Below are 15,486 nucleotides of genomic sequence, written 5' to 3'. Positions count from 1 at the left end.
GGACGCAATTCGCGACGCCCCAACCAAGTCTGCATATCCTGAGTCGGTGCAGGGCGACGGTGACGGCTGGGTGATCTCCGACAGCGGCGCCCACTACTGGGGTCGCTTCGGTGCGGCGGGTTTGCTGCTGCGGGCCCCGCAGGCCGATGGCACGCCCGCGGTGCTGCTGCAGCATCGCGCGGTGTGGAGTCATCAGGGCGGGACCTGGGGCCTGCCGGGCGGCGCCCGCGACAGCCACGAAACGCCGGAGGAGACGGCGGTCCGCGAAGCCAACGAAGAGGCCGGTCTCCCGGGTGAGCGACTGGCCGTGCGTGCGACCGTCGTCACGGCCGAGGTCGCCGGGATGGCCGGCACGCACTGGAGCTACACCACCGTCGTCGCCGACGCCGAGGAGTTGCTGCACACCGTGCCCAACCGGGAAAGCGCCGAGATGCGTTGGGTCGCCGAAGACGAGGTGGCCGACCTGCCACTGCATCCCGGCTTCGCGGCCAGCTGGCAGCGGCTGCGCACCGCACCGACGGTGTTGCCGCTGGACCACGGCGACGAACGACGCCAATACCTGCCGCGCACTATCGAAATCGAGGCCGGCGTCTTCGTCTGGTGTATGCCCGGCGAGGCCGGCGGGGCCGGTCAGGAGCCCTCGCAGCTGACCCGCCGGATCAGCTCGCTGCTGCCAGCGCCGAACTGAGCCGTTCGGCCGCGGCCCGTGGGTCGGCGGCCGCAGTGATCGCCCGCACCACCACGATGCGCCGGGCACCGGCCGCGAGCACCTCGGGTAGCCGCCGCTCGTCGATGCCGCCGATCGCGAACCACGGCTTGCCGGTTCCCAGCTCGGCGGCGGCCCGCACCAATCCCAAGCCCGGCGCCTGGCGTCCCGGTTTGGTGGGCGTGGGCCAACAGGGGCCGACGCAGAAGTAGTCGGCCTGGCCGGCGGCTGCGGCAGCCGCCTGCTCGCGGTCATGGCTGGACAGTCCGAGCAGGACGTCCGTCCCGACGAAGTCGCGGGCGACGTCCAGCGGCAGGTCGCCCTGCCCGAGGTGCAGCACGTCGGCGCCGGCCGCGCGGGCGATGTCGGCGCGGTCGTTGACGGCGAACAAGGCGCCGTGCCGGCGGGCCGCGTCGGCCAGGATCCGGCACGCCGCCAGCTCCTCGCGCGCTTCGAGCGGGCCGAACCGCTGCTCACCGGCCGACCCCTTGTCGCGCAGCTGGATGATGTCCACGCCGCCGGCCAGGGCGGCGTCCGCGAACTCGGCCAGGTCGCCGTGCTCCCGGCGCGCGTCGGTGCACAGATACAGCCGCGCCGCCAACAGGCGGGTACCACGTGGATGCACACCGAGACGCTAGCGCGCTAGCGTGGAGCGCAGAGAATTACCAGACACGGGAGTCCCGGGAGCGGGGCTGAGAGTGGGCACCACCGGGCTTGCGCCCGACCGGCCCTTACCGTCACACCTGATCCGGATAATGCCGGCGAAGGGAGGTTCAAGCATGACCGGGACACCCTCGGGCCCGCCGCCGGGGTCGCTGGCCGTCATCGGCGGCGGCGTCATCGGGCTCGCGGTGGCGCGCCGCGCCGCGCAGGCCGGGTGGTCGGTGCGGGTGCACCGCAGCGACCACAAAGGCGCATCCTGGGTCGCCGGCGGCATGCTGGCGCCGCACAGCGAGGGCTGGCCCGGCGAAGAACAGTTGTTGCGTCTCGGCCTGGAATCGCTGCGGCTGTGGCGCGAGGGAGGCTTCCTGGACGGGTTGCCGGCCGAGGTGGTCACGGCGCGCGAGTCGTTGGTGGTGGCCGTCGACCGCGCCGATGCCGCCGATCTGCGCACCGTCGCGGAGTGGTTGTCCGCCCAGGGGCACCCGGTGGTCTGGGAGTCGACCGCCCGCGACGTCGAGCCGCTGCTGGCGCAGGGCATCCGGCACGGCTTTCGGGCGCCCACCGAGCTGGCCGTGGACAACCGGGCGGTGCTGGACGCCTTGATTGACCAGTGCGAGCGTCTCGGGGTGTCGTGGGCGCCGCCGGTGCACGAGTTGTCGCGCGTCGCGGCCGACGCGGTGGTGATCGCCAACGGCATCGACGCGCCGGCGTTGTGGCCCGGCCTGCCGGTCCGCCCGGTGAAGGGCGAAGTGCTGCGACTGCGGTGGCGCAAGGGCTGTATGCCGTTGCCGCAGCGGGTCATTCGCGCCCGGGTGCACGGACGGCAGGTGTACCTGGTGCCACGCGCCGACGGGGTGGTGGTCGGGGCCACCCAATACGAGCACGGGCGCGACACCGCCCCGGTCGTGTCGGGGGTGCGTGACCTGCTCGACGACGCGTGCGCGGTGCTGCCCGCCCTGGGCGAATACGAGCTGGCCGAGTGCGCCGCCGGGTTGCGCCCCATGACACCCGACAATCTGCCGCTGGTACATCGCCTGGATGCGCGAACGCTGGTGGCCGCCGGCCACGGCCGATCGGGATTCCTGTTGGCGCCCTGGACGGCTGAACAGATCGTGTCCGAACTGTCCCCGGTGGGAGCACGCCAATGATCGTCATGGTCAACGAGCAGAAGGTCGACGTCGACGCGCATGTCACGGTCGCCGCGCTGCTGCACTCCATGGGTTTTCCGGACCGCGGCGTCGCGGTGGCCATGGACGACGCGGTGTTACCGCGATCCCGTTGGAGCACAGAACTTTTCGACGGCGCCCGGCTCGAGATAGTGACGGCGGTGCAAGGTGGCTGATGCAAAACTGACCATCGGCGACCGCAGTTTCGCGTCGCGCCTGATCATGGGGACCGGGGGAGCCGGCAACCTCGCGGTGCTCGAGGAGGCGCTGGTGGCCTCGGGCACCGAACTGACCACCGTCGCCATCCGCCGGGTCGACGCGGAGGGCGGCACCGGCCTGCTCGATCTGCTCAACCGGCTGGGCATCACGCCGTTGCCCAACACCGCGGGATGCCGCGGCGCGGCCGAGGCGGTGCTCACCGCGCAGTTGGCGCGCGAAGCGCTGGACACCAACTGGATCAAGCTCGAGGTGATCGCCGACGAACGCACGCTGCTGCCCGATGGAGTCGAATTGGTGCGAGCCGCAGAGCAATTGGTCGATGACGGGTTCGTCGTCCTGCCCTATACCAACGACGATCCGGTGCTGGCACGCCGGCTCGAAGACGCCGGCTGCGCGGCCGTCATGCCGCTGGGTTCGCCGATCGGCACCGGGCTTGGTATCACCAATCCGCACAACATCGAAATGATCGTCGCCCGGGCCGGCGTTCCGGTGGTGCTCGACGCGGGCATCGGAACGGCCAGCGACGCGGCGCTGGCCATGGAATTGGGTTGCGACGCCGTGCTGTTGGCCACCGCGGTGACCAGGGCCGCCGATCCGGCCGCGATGGCCGCCGCGATGGCCGCCGCCGTCACCGCCGGGTATCTGGCGCGGCGCGCCGGACGGATCCCGAAGCGGTTCTGGGCGCAGGCGTCGAGCCCGCAACCATGAGTCGTTATGTGGCGCTGGGCAGTTCGATGGCCGCCGGTCCCGGCATCCGCCCCCGCGCCGCCGGGGCCCCGCGTTGGTCGGGCCGATCCGCACGCAACTATGCGCACCTGATCGCGCAGCGATACCGGCACGACTTGACCGACGTCACCTTCTCCGGGGCGACCACCGCGCACGTGCTCACCGAGCGCCAACACGGCGCGCCACCCCAGATCGCCGCCCTGGACGGCACCGAGAGCCTTGTCACCGTGACCATCGGCGGCAATGACGTCGGCTACGTTCCGCTGTTGATGGCCGCGGCACTGCCGCATTCGCTGCGTCACCTGCCGCTGCTGGGTGATCGCATCTCCGAACTGCTGGATCGCCGGGCGCGGGATCGCGCCCTGGACGCGGTGTTTGAATCGCTGTGCGCGGTCGGCCGGGCGCTGCGCCAGCGATCGGCGCGGGCACGGATCTTCTTCGTCGACTACCTGACGTTGCTGCCGCCGCCGGGCGTGCCGGCCGAGCCGCTCTCGCCGTCCGACGCCGACCTGGGCCGGCACGTGGCCGCCACGCTGGAGACGATGACGGCCGACGCCGCCGCGGCGACCGGCTGCGAGGTCATCCGCGCCGGCGCGGCGGGTCGCGAGCATCACGCATGGTCGGCAGAGCCGTGGACGACGCTGCCCGCACGCTTCGGTATTGGCCTGCCGCGCCGCCCCGCCCCCTTACACCCGAACGCGGCCGGGATGCGGGCGGTGACGGATCTGATTGCGGCCCAGCTGTAAACGTCAGCCGTTCGTGCGCCACCACTGGTAGAGCGCGTTGACGTCCGAATTGGATGCGGTCAGGTGGCCCAACACGTTCTTGGCGTCGGTGGTCCAGGTCAAGGTGGCGTAGTTCTTGTAGGTGCCACAAGCGATCTGGCCGCCCGTCTGGCCGTTCTGTTTCCACGTTCCCGGCGACGCCCCGGCGTCCCCACACGCGGCCAAGGACACGTCTTTGATGGTGGAGCTGAAGGCGGAGCCCAGGTTCGTGCTGTTGGAGAAGAGCGCGTAAACGCCGGAGCCGGGTCCGTTGGAGTCTGGGCTTTGCCCACACACCAGTTCGGCCAGTTCACCGGTCTCGGAAAGCTCTTGCGGCTTGCAGTTGTTCAGGCCGTAGCCCTTCGACAGCGAGGCGGCCAACGTGTTCATGTCCGTCGCGTTGCCGGTGTTGGGTTCGGCGTTCGCGGCGCCGACGCCCGCGAAAGCCAGACTGCCCGTTATGGCTGCGGCCGACGCGACTCGCAGTGCGGTGTTCCGATGTGACATTTTCCTGACTCCCTGCGGTTGATGGAAATAAAGAGGGGCGAACGTTTCTCGGATCTCGGTTCGAAGAATCGGCTGCGGCGCAGCGGGAGCGTCACCCGTTTGCACGCCACCACTGGTAAAGCGCCGCAACGTCGGTGTTGGACGCGCGCAGGTAACTCAATGTGTTCGTTGCGTCCGTGGTCCAGATGATCTCGGCGCCGTTTCGATAGGTGCCGCAGGCCGCCTGACCGGCGCTGGCGGTCGAGCCGTCCTTGTGCCAGCTCGAGGGCGACTGGTGGGCGTCCCCGCAGGGGCTGAGCACGTCCTCGTTGATGGTGGCCCTGAACGAGGTGGCCAGATGGTCGGCATTGGTGAACAGGACGTACTTGGCCTGCGCCGGTCCGCGCGGATCGGGGCTCTGCCCGCACGTGAGCACGGCCAGTTGTGTGCTGCGGTCGATGTTCTGGGCGGTGCAGTTGTTCAGGCCGTAGCCCTTCGACAGCGAGGCCGCAAGCGCATTGATATCCGAAGAGCTCCCGGTGGTCGCGGGATCCGCGCTCGCTGGGGCGCCGCCCGCTAAGGCCAAACCCGCGGTGAGTGTCGTTAAGATCGCCGCCCTCAGCGCGTTGCTGAACTCAGACATGAATGGCTCCTTAACGGCCGCTTCTAAACACGGATAGTAGGGCTATGTCGCGGTAAAGCAACACATTCCGTTGGCAATTGTCTGTGTGGGCATCCTTCCTCGGCTCAACCCCCGGACGACCAGGCAGACGGTGATGACACGCCCGTCGGCGCGCGGAATCTCGAATTATGTTGAGGCGCCGCGGTATTTCAGACTTTTGGCGAGGCGGGGGCCTTGCCGGCGCGTCGTGCGCGGGGCGGACTAAACCAAGATTTTTTCATTGCTGGTGCCGATCAGAGCCCGCTCGGGTATGGTTAGCACCGCTTTACGTCAGCTAACTTCTCTTGACTGGAGAATCCATGACACAGCCCCCTCCTCCGCCGCCCGACTATCCGCCGCCGTCTCCGGGTTATCCGCCGCAGCCGCCGGCCGGCCAAGCGCCGAATAACTATCTGGTGTGGTCGATTCTGGCGACCCTGTTCTGCTGTCTTCCCTTCGGAATCGTGGCGATCGTCAAGTCGAGCCAGGTCAATGGTTTGTGGGCGCAGGGACGCTATGCGGAGGCGCAGGCGTCCGCCGAGAGCGCCAAGCGATGGGTGATCTGGTCCGTGGTCATCGGCGTCGTCGCAGGCATCATCTACGGCATCTTGCTGGCGATCGGTGCGCTGAACACGAACACCAACGCGGCACTCGCCGCGATGTTCTAAAGACTCGGATCATGGTGACCCGCTGGGGGGCGGCGCACGCGAATCTGGGTGCACCACTGGTGGTGGCGGCATCCACGACGCTGATGTGCGCCGCCATCTGGGCGGGCGATCCGACCACCCCGAACGGCCCGCTGCCCGTATGCCCCACCAAGGCGTTGCTGGGTATCGACTGTCCAGGGTGCGGCAGCTTGCGCATGGTGTATTCGCTCATGCACGGCAATCTGTTGGCGGCCGCCAGGTTCAACGCATTGGGCCTGGCGGCTGTCGCGCTGTTGGTGTGGGCGTATGTGTCCTGGACCTACGGCCGCGTGGTGGGCCGGCGGGTCCGCAGTTGGCAGCACCGACGTTGGGCGGCCGTCGTGACGCTGTCGTTGGTGCTGGCCTGGTTCGTGGTGCGCAACATCCCCGTTTCGCCCTTCAGCGCGCTGTATGTCTGATACCGCCGTGTCCTGAACCCGGCCGCCTGGGCCGCGGTCTAACCTGGGGCGCGATGGTGAACAAATCCACGACGATTCCGGCGTTGCTCGCCGTGGTCGCCCTGACCGCATTGTCGACCGGCTGCTTCCATCGGTCGTCTGACTCGCAGCAAACACATCCCGCCGCGGGCGAATTCGCCTCCGCATTGCGCGACAAGGTCACGACGGACGCGATGATGGCACACCTGTCCAAGCTGCAAGACATCGCCAACGCCAACAACGGCACCCGGGCGGTGGGCACACCCGGATATGAGGCCAGCGTCGACTACGTGGTTAAAGTTCTGCGCGGCAGTGGGTTTGACGTGCAGACCCCCGAGTTCTCGGCGCGAGTGTTTCACGGCGACAAGCCGGACGTCACCGTCGGCGGCAAGCCGGTGGAGGCGCACGCGCTGGACTTCAGCCTGGGCACCGCGCCGGACGGCGTGACCGGGCCGCTGGTCGCCGCGCCGGCGAACAACCTCGGTTGCGCGGCCTCCGATTACGCCAACTTGCCGGTGCGCGGCGCGGTGGTGCTGGTCGATCGCGGCACCTGCCCGTTCGCTCAGAAGGAAGAGGCCGCGGCACAGCGTGGCGCCGTGGCGATGATCATCGCCGACAACGTCGACGAACAACAGATGGGCGGCACGCTGGGGCCAACCACTGACGTGAAGATTCCGGTGCTGAGCGTGACCCGATCGGTGGGGCTGCAGCTGCGCGGGCAACCGGGACCCACCACGATCAAGCTCAATGCCACCGCCCAAAGCTTCCGGGCGCGCAACGTGATTGCGCAGACCAAAACCGGATCGGCGACCGACGTGGTGATGGCGGGGGCGCATCTGGACAGCGTGCCGGAGGGGCCGGGCATCAACGACAACGGATCGGGTGTCGCTGCTGTGCTGGAAACAGCTGTGCGGCTGGGGAGTTCGCCGCCGGTGCACAACGCGCTGCGGTTCGGCTTCTGGGGCGCCGAGGAACTCGGGTTGATCGGGTCGCGCAACTATGTCGAGTCCCTGGATCTGACGGCGCTGAAAAACATTGCGCTGTACCTGAACTTCGACATGCTCGCGTCGCCGAACCCCGGCTATTTCACCTACGACGGCGACCAGTCGCTGCCGCTGGACGCTCGTGGCCAGCCGGTGGTGCCGGAGGGTTCGGCAGGCATCGAGCGGACGCTGGTCGCTTACCTGAAGGCGGCCGGAAAGACGGCGCAGGACACCTCGTTCGACGGCCGGTCTGACTACGACGGATTCACGCTGGCCGGGATTCCCGCCGGCGGCCTGTTCTCGGGCGCCGAGGGCAAGATGTCCGCGGATCAGGCCAAGTTGTGGGGCGGGACGGCCGATCAACCGTTCGACCCCAATTACCACCAGAAAACCGACACCTTCGACCACGTCGACCGCACCGCGTTGGGGATAAACGGCGGCGGTGTGGCTTACGCGATCGGTCTCTACGCGCAAGACCTCGGTGGCCACAACGGCGTTCCCGCGATGGCGGACCGCACCCGGCACGTGCTCGTCAAGTCATGATTTCCCGGCTGGGCGCGACTCTGCTGTCGATCGCGATGGTGGCCGGTTGTTCGTCGACGCGGCTGGCGCTGCCGACAGCGACACCGGACCTGGGGCACAGCCTGGCCAAGAAGGTGACTGCCGAGGGCATGCTGACGCACCTGCGTGCGTTGCAGGACATCGCCAACGCCAACGGCGGCAACCGCGCGGACGGCACGCCGGGTTTTGACGCGAGCGTGGACTACGTCGCTAAAGCCTTGCGCGACAGGGGTTTCGACGTTCAGACGCCGCAGTTCGACCGGCTCTACACCGTCTCGTTGGGCAAGCCGGCGGTGACCGTTGCCGGCCGCACCTATCCCGTCGACCAGGCCTCGCTGCTGGTACAGACCCCGCCCGGCGGACTGACCGGGCAGCCGATCCGTCCGGCGCAGCCGTCGGGTTGCCGGGCCAGCGATTACCCGGCCGTGGTGCCCAAGGGGGCGATCGCCGTGGTCGACGACGCCCAGTGCTCGGTGGTCGACAAACAGAACAGCGCGGTGGCCAGGGGTGCGAGTGCGGTGATAGTGCTCAGCTCCCCGACCGGGCGCGGAGCTCCACCCACTTTGTTCACCACCGGCTACTTCAAACAGTTGACCGTGCCGGTCGCCGTGCTGGGATCCTCCGGCGCCGCCGCGCTGACGGGCGCGACCGCACCGGTACGGCTGGTGCTGGATGCGCAGAACGTCAAGATCACCTCCCGAAACGTCGTGGCGCAGACCAAGTCCGGGTCGGCCAACGACGTCGTCGTAGTGGGTGCGCATCTGGACGCTTCGCGCGCCGGACCCGGGATCAACGACGACGGCTCCGGGGTGGCCGCCGTGCTGGAGACGGCGCTGCGACTGGGCCCGCTGGCGCCGGTGAACAACGCGGTCCGGTTCGTGTTCTGGGGTGCCGACGAGGACGGGCGCAACGGCGTCATGGATTACGTCTTCGGCATGGACCGTGAGCAACTCAATGACATCGCGCTGTACTTGAACTTCACCATGCTGGGTTCGCCCAACGCCGGATTCTTCACCGACGACGGCGATCAGTCCGGGCCACCCGGACCCGGCGTCTCGGCCGCGGATGTGCCCGAAGGCTCGGCCGGCATCGAACGCACGCTTGCCGGTTATCTGAACCTCGCCGGCAAGCGGCCCGCGGACATGCCGTTGGACACCAGGGCCGACTACCACCCCTTCATGGTTGCGGGCGTGCCCGTCGGGGGCATGACCACCGGAGCTTCGCAGCCGAAAACTCCCATCCAGGCCCGGTTATGGGGCGGACAGGCCGGCGTGGCGTTCGATCCGAACTTCCAGAGCCCTCGAGACACCGTCGACAACATCAACCGGGATGCGTTGGCGGTCATGGGTTCTGGCGTCGGGTTCGCCGTCGGCAGCTACGCGGAGTCGATCGGTGGGATCAACGGTGTGCCGCCGCACAACAAGAGGCATCGCACACGCGTGCCCTGACGGCTTCCGGCCGCGGCATTTATCCACAAGCCGCGACCCTGCCAAATAGTTTGAGTCAGTAGATCGCGCTAGTATCGAACCTATGTTCGAATGGTGGTATGCCTCGCGGGAGACCCCGGAGTCGGCCGCGCTGCTCGACCGGGTGCGTGAGGCGGGGCGCGCGGAGGCACGGGCGGCCGCCGAGCGACTGGTGGCCGCCGGCGACTTGCTGGTATTGCGCTGCCGCGAGTCGGGGGAGCGCGCGGAGTGGTCGGCGGACGCGTGGGATGCGGTGGCTGCGCAGTTGGGCGCGGCGTTGGGGTGCAGTGTGGCGATGGGCCACAGTTACTTGCGCTACGCCATGGCGATGCGGGAGCGGCTGTCCCAGGTGGGCAAGGTTTTTCAGAACGGCGACATCGACTACCGGGCGTTTCAAACGATCGTGTTTCGCACCGATCTGATCACCGATGCCGAGGTGTTGGCTCGGGTCGACGCGCGGTTGGCGGTGCTGCTGTCGCGGCGTCCCTCGCTGACCAAGGGTGGGTTGGCCGCGGCGGTGGATCGGGTCGTGGCATTGGTGGACGCCGATGCGGTGCGCCGCGCCAAGGACGCGGTCGCCGACCGCTATGTGGATGTCTTGGCCAATGAGTCGGGGATGGCGTATGTGGAGGGCAGTGTCTTTGGCCCCGACGGCCTAGCGCTGGACCGGCGACTCGACCAATTGGCCGCCACGGTGTGCCAGGCCGATCCGCGCACCGCCGCGCAGCGGCGCGCGGATGCGTTGGGGGCGTTGGCCGCCGGAAGTTCGCGGCTGGTGTGCGGCTGCGGGCGTGCCGAGTGTGCTGCGGGTGAGCCGAGCGTGAGCAAGCCCAAGAGCAATGTCGTGATCCACGTGATCGCTGAGCAGGCCAGCGTGGAGGGCAGGGTATCGACGCCTGGTGCCCTGCCCGGCGTCGAGGGACTCATCCCGGCAGAGGTGCTCACCGAGCTGGCCAAGTCGGCGCGGCAGGTACCACTGACGACGCCGACAGGCGCCGAACCCCGCTACGCCCCCTCGGCCGCGCTGGCCGACTTCGTGCGCTGCCGGGATCTGACGTGCCGGGCGCCGGGCTGCGATCGTGCGGCCACCGAATGCGACCTCGACCATACGGTCCCTTACGCCGACGGCGGCGCGACGCACGCCTCGAACCTCAAGGCGCTGTGCCGTCTTCACCATCTGATGAAGACGTTCTGGGGCTGGCGCGACCGGCAGCTGCCCGACGGCACCGTGATTTGGGACCTGCCCGACGGGCACACCTACGTCACCGCTCCGGGTAGCGCGCTGTTGTTTCCCCAGCTGTGCACGGCCACCGGCGTCGCGCCCGCACCAGCCCCGCAAAGACCAGACCCTTGCGCCGACCGCGCCGCCATGATGCCCCGACGCGAGCGCACCCGCGCCCAAAACCGGGCCGCACGCATCGCCGCCGAGCGGCGGCAAAACCACCATGCCCGCCAACCGGAACGTCGAGAGCGCGAGGCCGCGTGCCTCGGCCCCGCCCCGCCGGCCGAAGGCGACGGCGAGCCACCGCCTTTCTAGTGCCTTGCCGCAAGTTTGCTGGGTCCCTCGATTTGTGCTGCCGTGTAGGGTCAATGCCTCTAGGATGAGTTTCCTTGATGCTGCCCTGTAGCCGGTCGGGATGAGGTTGGTCATGAATAGGCATGCGCTCAGGTCGGCAGTTGTGTGGGCGGCGGCGGTGCTCGTGGTCGCCGGATGCACGACATTCGTCGGCGGGCGCGCGCTGTCGATGCTCAACGACCCCTTTCTGGTGGGTGGTCTGCCCGCGACCAACGGGCCCAGCGGAACCCGTTCGAACGCACCCAGTCCCAACGGCAAGGTGCTCAACACCGACAACGGGCCCATCGACACCTTGGCGCTGCTGTCGGTCAACGACATCGAGGACTACTGGCAGTCGGTGTACGACCAATCGCTGAAGGGCAAGTTCGTTCCGGTCAGCAAGATGGTGTCGTACAACTCGAGCGATCCGCGCAGCCCGATCGTGTGCAACAACGACACCTACAAGCTCGTCAACGCGTTCTACACCGGCCGATGCAACCTGATCGCTTGGGACCGCGGCGTATTCATGCCCATCGCGCAGAAGTACTTCGGCGACATGTCCGTCACCGGTGTGCTGGCGCACGAATTCGGCCACGCGCTGCAGCAGATGGCGAAGCTGGTGACCAGACGGGACGCGACCATCGTCCGCGAACAGCAGGCCGACTGCTTCGCGGGTGTCTATCTGTACTGGGTCGCCGACGGCAAGTCGCCGCGCTTCACGCTGAGCACCGCCGACGGGCTCGACCACGTGCTGGCGGGCATCATCACCACCCGTGACCCGGTGATGGACAGCGAGACGCAGAACGACGACGCGCACGGCTCGGCCCTGGACCGCGTCAGCGCCTTCCAGATGGGTTTCCTCAACGGCGCCTCGGCCTGCGCGGCCATCAACCGCAACGAAATCGAGAAGCGCCGCGGCGATTTGCCAAACGCCTTGCGGGTCGACAACTCCGGGGCGGCGGAGACCGGTGAGGTGCCGATCAACAAGGACACCTTGTCGAATCTGATGGACCTGCTGGGAAAGATCTTCGCTCCGACGAATCCGCCGGCGCTGTCCTACCAGCCGGCCGATTGCCCGGACGCCAAGGCGACGCCGCCGGCGTCCTACTGTCCGAGCACCAACACGATCGTGGTCGACCTGCCCGGGCTCGCCGAAATGGGCGCGGTCGCCGACGAGAAGCAACACACCCTGCCGCAAGGCGACGACACCGCGCTGTCCGTCGTGATGTCGAGATACGCGCTGGCGGTGCAGCACGAGCGCGGTCTGGCGATGCAGAGCCCATGGACCGCGCTGCGGACCGCATGCCTGACCGGTGTGGCGCATCGCAAGATGGCCGAGCCGATCGACCTCCCCTCGCACAACCAATTGCTGCTCACCGCAGGAGATCTGGACGAGGCGGTCGCCGGTCTGCTCACGAACCATCTGGTCGCCAGCGACGCCGACGGCACCAGCGTGCCGGCCGGTTTCACTCGGATCGCGGCGTTCCGCGGCGGCGTGACCGGCAACGCGGACGCCTGCTATTCCCGCTACCCCGGATGACGAATACCGAACGCCGTCAGCCTATTTCGGCGATCCGCGGAATCACCTCGTCGCCCAGGCGGCGGACGAACCCGACCGGATCCGGAGTGCCGGGCATCGGGCCGATGTTGATCATGTCGACACCCAGCGCGGCGTAGCGTTCGACGATCTTCAAGAATTCGTCCGTGTTGTCGAAGGGGTCGGCACCGGCCAGGCCACCGGACGTCCTGCGGACCTCACCAGGATCCCTGCCCACCGCGTCGCAGTGCCGGTTCAGCACCTCGATCTTGTGCTGGAGCTCCTCGACATCGTTCGACATGCTGTTCCAGATGTCGGCGTACTGCGCGACCAGGCGCAGCGTCTTCTTCTCGCCGTCACCGCCGATCAGGATCGGGGGTCGCCGAATCGGTTGCGGCTCACAGATTGTCTCGTCCAGCCGGTAGTGCGTGCCGGTGTAGGGCCCGTCGTCCGCACTCCACATCTGCCGGCAGATCTGCAGCGTCTCTTCCAGCATTTCGAAGCGGGCGCTCAGTGGCGGATACGGAATGCCCAGCGCGGTGTGCTCGCGTTCGTACCAGGCCGCGCCCAGACCCAGCATCGACCGGCCGTGCGACAGCACGTCCAGGGTGGTGACAGCCTTGGCCAACAAACCGGGATAGCGATAGGTCACGCCGGTGACCAGCAGGGCCAGGTCGATCGTCGTGGTCTGGCCGGCCAGGAAGCCCAGTGATGTGTAGCCCTCTAGGAATGGATTCTGCGCGGGCGCAAGCTCTTCCATCTGGAAGAGGTGGTCGGCGAGGGTGAACAGGGTGGCGCCGCCCTGCTCGGCGGCCTTGGCCGCGTCGGCCAGCGTCGGGCCCAGCCTTGCTGGGTCTCCGGGTAGAAAGTCGATGAAGTGCAGTCCTACTTGCATTGTGGCACCTGTCCTTTCATTGCTCGGTCAAGCGCTCGAGTAGCGACAGCGCGTCGACGATGACGCGCCGCTCTGCCTCGGTGTAGCGCTCCTGGATGGCGCAGGCCAACCACTCCTCGCGGGCGCGCCGGTCGCTTTCGGCGCGCCGCTTGCCCGCAGGGGTCAGCGAAACAATCTGGCGCCTACCGTCATTCGGATCCGGTGTGCGCTCAATGAGCCCGCGTTGGCCCAGGGCGGCCAGGATGGTGGCCATCGACTGCGGGCGCACCTGTTCGGCGCCGGCCAATACGCTGGCCGACGACGGCCCCTCTTTCCAGAGCCGGGTGAGCACCGCGGTCTGTGAAGGCGTCAGACCATCGGTCGCGATGCCCTTCAGCCGGCGCCGTAGCCGGCTGAACACCACCCTGATGTCGCGCGCCGCCGCCACCGCGGAGTCGCTGATGCCATCCACGCCACCACCCTAATCTAGACAGTTGAAACTGTCCAGCTTCAGCTGTCTAATGCCGCCCCAGCAGCTGCAGGGCGGCATCGACGGCCAACGCCGGGACGTTCAACGTCTTCGATCGCAGATCGTGTCGGGCACTGGCGATCTCGACGACGGCGGTCGTCCCGGTGATCAGCGCGGCGGCGGCACGCAATTCGTCGGGAGTGCCGAACGGGTCGGATGTGCCGTGCGTGAACACCGTCGGCACCGTGATGTCGGGCAGGTGTTCGGTGCGGGCGCGTTCGGGTTTGCCCGGGGGATGCACCGGATAGGAGAACAGCGTCAGCGCATCCACCACGGCCTCCCCGGCCGCAACCACCATGGACGTCTGCCGACCGCCATAGGAATGCCCACCGGCGATCACCGGGCCGCCGGCAATGCCGCGGCACAGCGTGATCGCCTCGACGATGCCGGCCCGGTCGGTGGCGGCCGAGCCCGACGGCGGGCCGGTGGGCCGGCGGCGCCGGTAGGGCAGGTTGTAGCGCACCGCCAGCCAGCCGCGCCGCGCCCACTCGTCGCAAACCTGTTGCAGCAGAATCGCATCGCGATTACCGCCGGCGCCGTGGGTCAGGACGACCACGCCCTTGGGGGCACCGTCCGGTTCGTGCGCGATGCCCGCGATCTGATCCAAATTCATGACAGCCGAAACAACGGGGAGACGGGGCCATGGCCATGGCCCAGGGGATAGGCGGCGCGCAAAGACTCAGTAACCCAACGCTTCCCGAACCCGACGGCGTCCGGCACGGTGAACTCGTGCGCCAGTGCGCACGCGACGGCGCTGGCGAGCGTGTCGCCACCGCCGTGGTCGTTACCCGTGGCGATTCGCTGGGTGTCGAACTCGTGGAAATCGGCGCCGTCATAGAGCAGGTCGCAGCTGCGATTCGATGACCGCAGGTGACCGCCCTTGACCAGCACCCATTGCGGGCCCAGCGCATGCAGCGCCTCAGCCGCCGCCCGCTGCGACACCGGGTCAACCACGTCGATGCCGACCAGCAGCCGCACCTCGTCGAGGTTCGGTGTCACCAGCGTCGCCAACGGAAACAGTTGACTGCGAAGCGAATCCAGGGCGGCGGGTGCCATCAGCGCATCGCCGTGCATGGAGGCCGCCACCGGGTCCACGACGAGCGGAACCGTCAACCCGAGCCGGGTCCAGGTGGTGGCCACGGTGTCGATGATCCGCGGCGACGCCAGCATCCCGGTCTTGGCGGATTGAATGCCGATGTCACCGACCACGGCCTCGATCTGTCCGGCGACGACGTCGCCGGGCACCTCGTGAAAGCTCTGCACTCCCAACGTGTTCTGCACGGTGACCGCGGTGACCGCGACGCACGCGTGCACACCCAGCAGAGCCATCGTGCGCATGTCGGCTTCGATGCCGGCGCCGCCCCCGGAGTCCGACCCGGCGATGGACAGCACCCGCCGCGGCGTCGTGCCCGGAGCGGGCAGCGGCAGGAACGTCACTGGGCTAAATGGTGGCGACCCGCTATACCC

Annotated in this window: 18 protein-coding genes; 11 read left to right on the top strand and 7 right to left on the bottom strand. The window is 68.2% G+C overall.

What is annotated here, in order from left to right; all coding sequences use genetic code 11:
- The first annotated feature begins 46 nt into the window (after window positions 1–46).
- On the top strand, window positions 47–688 hold the full coding sequence (locus tag AC5Y7E_RS06870; RefSeq protein ID WP_499917925.1) for an NUDIX hydrolase: 642 nt from the start codon (window positions 47–49) through the stop codon (window positions 686–688).
- Here the strand turns inward: AC5Y7E_RS06870 and thiE are convergent.
- Window positions 660–1,331 carry a thiamine phosphate synthase gene (thiE, locus tag AC5Y7E_RS06865; RefSeq protein WP_499948104.1) on the bottom strand — a complete coding sequence of 224 codons (672 nt, stop codon included), beginning with the start codon at window positions 1,329–1,331 and terminating at the stop codon, window positions 660–662. The genes AC5Y7E_RS06870 and thiE overlap by 29 nt on opposite strands.
- Before the next feature lie 154 nt (window positions 1,332–1,485).
- Between thiE and thiO the strand changes: the two genes are divergently transcribed.
- The 4 genes from thiO to AC5Y7E_RS06845 are packed head-to-tail and all read left to right on the top strand — an operon-like array spanning window position 1,486 to window position 4,226.
- Entirely contained in the window at window positions 1,486–2,517 is a 1,032-nt protein-coding gene (gene thiO, locus AC5Y7E_RS06860; protein WP_499917928.1) for a glycine oxidase ThiO, read from the top strand.
- Window positions 2,514–2,711 carry a sulfur carrier protein ThiS gene (gene thiS / locus AC5Y7E_RS06855; protein WP_499917929.1) on the top strand — a complete coding sequence of 66 codons (198 nt, stop codon included), beginning with the start codon at window positions 2,514–2,516 and terminating at the stop codon, window positions 2,709–2,711. The genes thiO and thiS overlap by 4 nt, the downstream gene beginning before the upstream one ends.
- The gene (locus AC5Y7E_RS06850; protein ID WP_499917930.1) at window positions 2,704–3,462 is read left to right on the top strand and encodes a thiazole synthase; all 759 of its coding nucleotides are present in this window, start codon (window positions 2,704–2,706) and stop codon (window positions 3,460–3,462) included. Before thiS ends, AC5Y7E_RS06850 begins: the two co-directional genes overlap by 8 nt.
- Entirely contained in the window at window positions 3,459–4,226 is a 768-nt protein-coding gene (locus AC5Y7E_RS06845) for an SGNH/GDSL hydrolase family protein (RefSeq protein ID WP_499948102.1), read from the top strand. Before AC5Y7E_RS06850 ends, AC5Y7E_RS06845 begins: the two co-directional genes overlap by 4 nt.
- Window positions 4,227–4,229: 3 nt before the next feature.
- On the opposite strand, the gene AC5Y7E_RS06840 is transcribed toward AC5Y7E_RS06845, so the two are convergent.
- Both AC5Y7E_RS06840 and AC5Y7E_RS06835 read right to left on the bottom strand, forming a co-directional pair.
- A complete protein-coding gene (locus AC5Y7E_RS06840; RefSeq protein ID WP_499948100.1) occupies window positions 4,230–4,751 on the bottom strand; it encodes a serine/threonine protein kinase in 522 nt (173 codons plus the stop codon).
- A 91-nt stretch (window positions 4,752–4,842) separates the two neighbouring features.
- Window positions 4,843–5,373, bottom strand: a complete 531-nt coding sequence (locus AC5Y7E_RS06835; protein WP_499948098.1) for a serine/threonine protein kinase — start codon at window positions 5,371–5,373, stop codon at window positions 4,843–4,845.
- Window positions 5,374–5,711: 338 nt separating this feature from the next.
- Here AC5Y7E_RS06835 and AC5Y7E_RS06830 point away from each other — a divergent pair, with 338 nt between their 5' ends.
- The 6 genes from AC5Y7E_RS06830 to AC5Y7E_RS06805 all read left to right on the top strand — a co-directional run bounded on the left by AC5Y7E_RS06830 (window position 5,712) and on the right by AC5Y7E_RS06805 (window position 12,619).
- Complete coding sequence (locus tag AC5Y7E_RS06830; protein ID WP_499917936.1) at window positions 5,712–6,059, top strand: CD225/dispanin family protein; 348 nt, start codon at window positions 5,712–5,714, stop codon at window positions 6,057–6,059.
- Window positions 6,060–6,070: 11 nt separating this feature from the next.
- Entirely contained in the window at window positions 6,071–6,496 is a 426-nt protein-coding gene (locus AC5Y7E_RS06825; RefSeq protein ID WP_499917937.1) for a DUF2752 domain-containing protein, read from the top strand.
- A 53-nt stretch (window positions 6,497–6,549) separates the two neighbouring features.
- Window positions 6,550–8,040: a M28 family metallopeptidase gene (locus AC5Y7E_RS06820; RefSeq protein WP_499948096.1), complete on the top strand. Its 1,491-nt coding sequence runs from the start codon at window positions 6,550–6,552 to the stop codon at window positions 8,038–8,040.
- Complete coding sequence (locus tag AC5Y7E_RS06815; protein WP_499948094.1) at window positions 8,037–9,506, top strand: M28 family peptidase; 1,470 nt, start codon at window positions 8,037–8,039, stop codon at window positions 9,504–9,506. The genes AC5Y7E_RS06820 and AC5Y7E_RS06815 overlap by 4 nt, the downstream gene beginning before the upstream one ends.
- A gap of 82 nt (window positions 9,507–9,588) precedes the next feature.
- Window positions 9,589–11,061, top strand: a complete 1,473-nt coding sequence (locus tag AC5Y7E_RS06810; RefSeq protein WP_499948092.1) for an HNH endonuclease signature motif containing protein — start codon at window positions 9,589–9,591, stop codon at window positions 11,059–11,061.
- A 112-nt stretch (window positions 11,062–11,173) separates the two neighbouring features.
- Window positions 11,174–12,619, top strand: coding sequence for a neutral zinc metallopeptidase (locus AC5Y7E_RS06805; protein ID WP_499948090.1), 1,446 nt, complete (start codon window positions 11,174–11,176; stop codon window positions 12,617–12,619).
- Window positions 12,620–12,635: 16 nt separating this feature from the next.
- Here AC5Y7E_RS06805 and AC5Y7E_RS06800 read toward each other — a convergent pair whose 3' ends face one another.
- Genes AC5Y7E_RS06800 through thiD form a run of 4 tightly spaced genes read right to left on the bottom strand, consistent with a single transcriptional unit; the run spans window position 12,636 to window position 15,456 of the window.
- Window positions 12,636–13,511 (bottom strand): LLM class F420-dependent oxidoreductase, encoded by an 876-nt coding sequence (locus AC5Y7E_RS06800; RefSeq protein WP_499948088.1) that lies wholly within the window; start codon window positions 13,509–13,511, stop codon window positions 12,636–12,638.
- A gap of 16 nt (window positions 13,512–13,527) precedes the next feature.
- The gene (locus AC5Y7E_RS06795) at window positions 13,528–13,962 is read right to left on the bottom strand and encodes a MarR family winged helix-turn-helix transcriptional regulator (protein WP_499948087.1); all 435 of its coding nucleotides are present in this window, start codon (window positions 13,960–13,962) and stop codon (window positions 13,528–13,530) included.
- Window positions 13,963–14,008: 46 nt separating this feature from the next.
- Window positions 14,009–14,632 carry an alpha/beta hydrolase family protein gene (locus AC5Y7E_RS06790; protein WP_499948085.1) on the bottom strand — a complete coding sequence of 208 codons (624 nt, stop codon included), beginning with the start codon at window positions 14,630–14,632 and terminating at the stop codon, window positions 14,009–14,011.
- The gene (gene thiD / locus AC5Y7E_RS06785; RefSeq protein WP_499917945.1) at window positions 14,629–15,456 is read right to left on the bottom strand and encodes a bifunctional hydroxymethylpyrimidine kinase/phosphomethylpyrimidine kinase; all 828 of its coding nucleotides are present in this window, start codon (window positions 15,454–15,456) and stop codon (window positions 14,629–14,631) included. The genes AC5Y7E_RS06790 and thiD overlap by 4 nt, the downstream gene beginning before the upstream one ends.
- Window positions 15,457–15,486: the final 30 nt, after the last annotated feature.

It is taken from the genome of Mycobacterium sp. NGS17 (genome assembly GCF_059813205.1).
This window is presented reverse-complemented; position numbering and strand designations above follow the sequence as displayed.

Coding starts and splice junctions, on each gene's coding strand:
- thiO (WP_499917928.1), top strand. CDS start 1,486: ATGACCGGGACACCCTCGGGCCCGCCGCCGGGGTCGCTGGCCGTCATC.
- thiS (WP_499917929.1), top strand. CDS start 2,514: ATGATCGTCATGGTCAACGAGCAGAAGGTCGACGTCGACGCGCATGTC.
- AC5Y7E_RS06845 (WP_499948102.1), top strand. CDS start 3,459: ATGAGTCGTTATGTGGCGCTGGGCAGTTCGATGGCCGCCGGTCCCGGC.
- AC5Y7E_RS06840 (WP_499948100.1), bottom strand. CDS start 4,751: ATGTCACATCGGAACACCGCACTGCGAGTCGCGTCGGCCGCAGCCATA.
- AC5Y7E_RS06835 (WP_499948098.1), bottom strand. CDS start 5,373: ATGTCTGAGTTCAGCAACGCGCTGAGGGCGGCGATCTTAACGACACTC.
- AC5Y7E_RS06830 (WP_499917936.1), top strand. CDS start 5,712: ATGACACAGCCCCCTCCTCCGCCGCCCGACTATCCGCCGCCGTCTCCG.
- AC5Y7E_RS06825 (WP_499917937.1), top strand. CDS start 6,071: ATGGTGACCCGCTGGGGGGCGGCGCACGCGAATCTGGGTGCACCACTG.
- AC5Y7E_RS06820 (WP_499948096.1), top strand. CDS start 6,550: ATGGTGAACAAATCCACGACGATTCCGGCGTTGCTCGCCGTGGTCGCC.
- AC5Y7E_RS06815 (WP_499948094.1), top strand. CDS start 8,037: ATGATTTCCCGGCTGGGCGCGACTCTGCTGTCGATCGCGATGGTGGCC.
- AC5Y7E_RS06810 (WP_499948092.1), top strand. CDS start 9,589: ATGTTCGAATGGTGGTATGCCTCGCGGGAGACCCCGGAGTCGGCCGCG.
- AC5Y7E_RS06805 (WP_499948090.1), top strand. CDS start 11,174: ATGAATAGGCATGCGCTCAGGTCGGCAGTTGTGTGGGCGGCGGCGGTG.
- AC5Y7E_RS06800 (WP_499948088.1), bottom strand. CDS start 13,511: ATGCAAGTAGGACTGCACTTCATCGACTTTCTACCCGGAGACCCAGCA.
- AC5Y7E_RS06790 (WP_499948085.1), bottom strand. CDS start 14,632: ATGAATTTGGATCAGATCGCGGGCATCGCGCACGAACCGGACGGTGCC.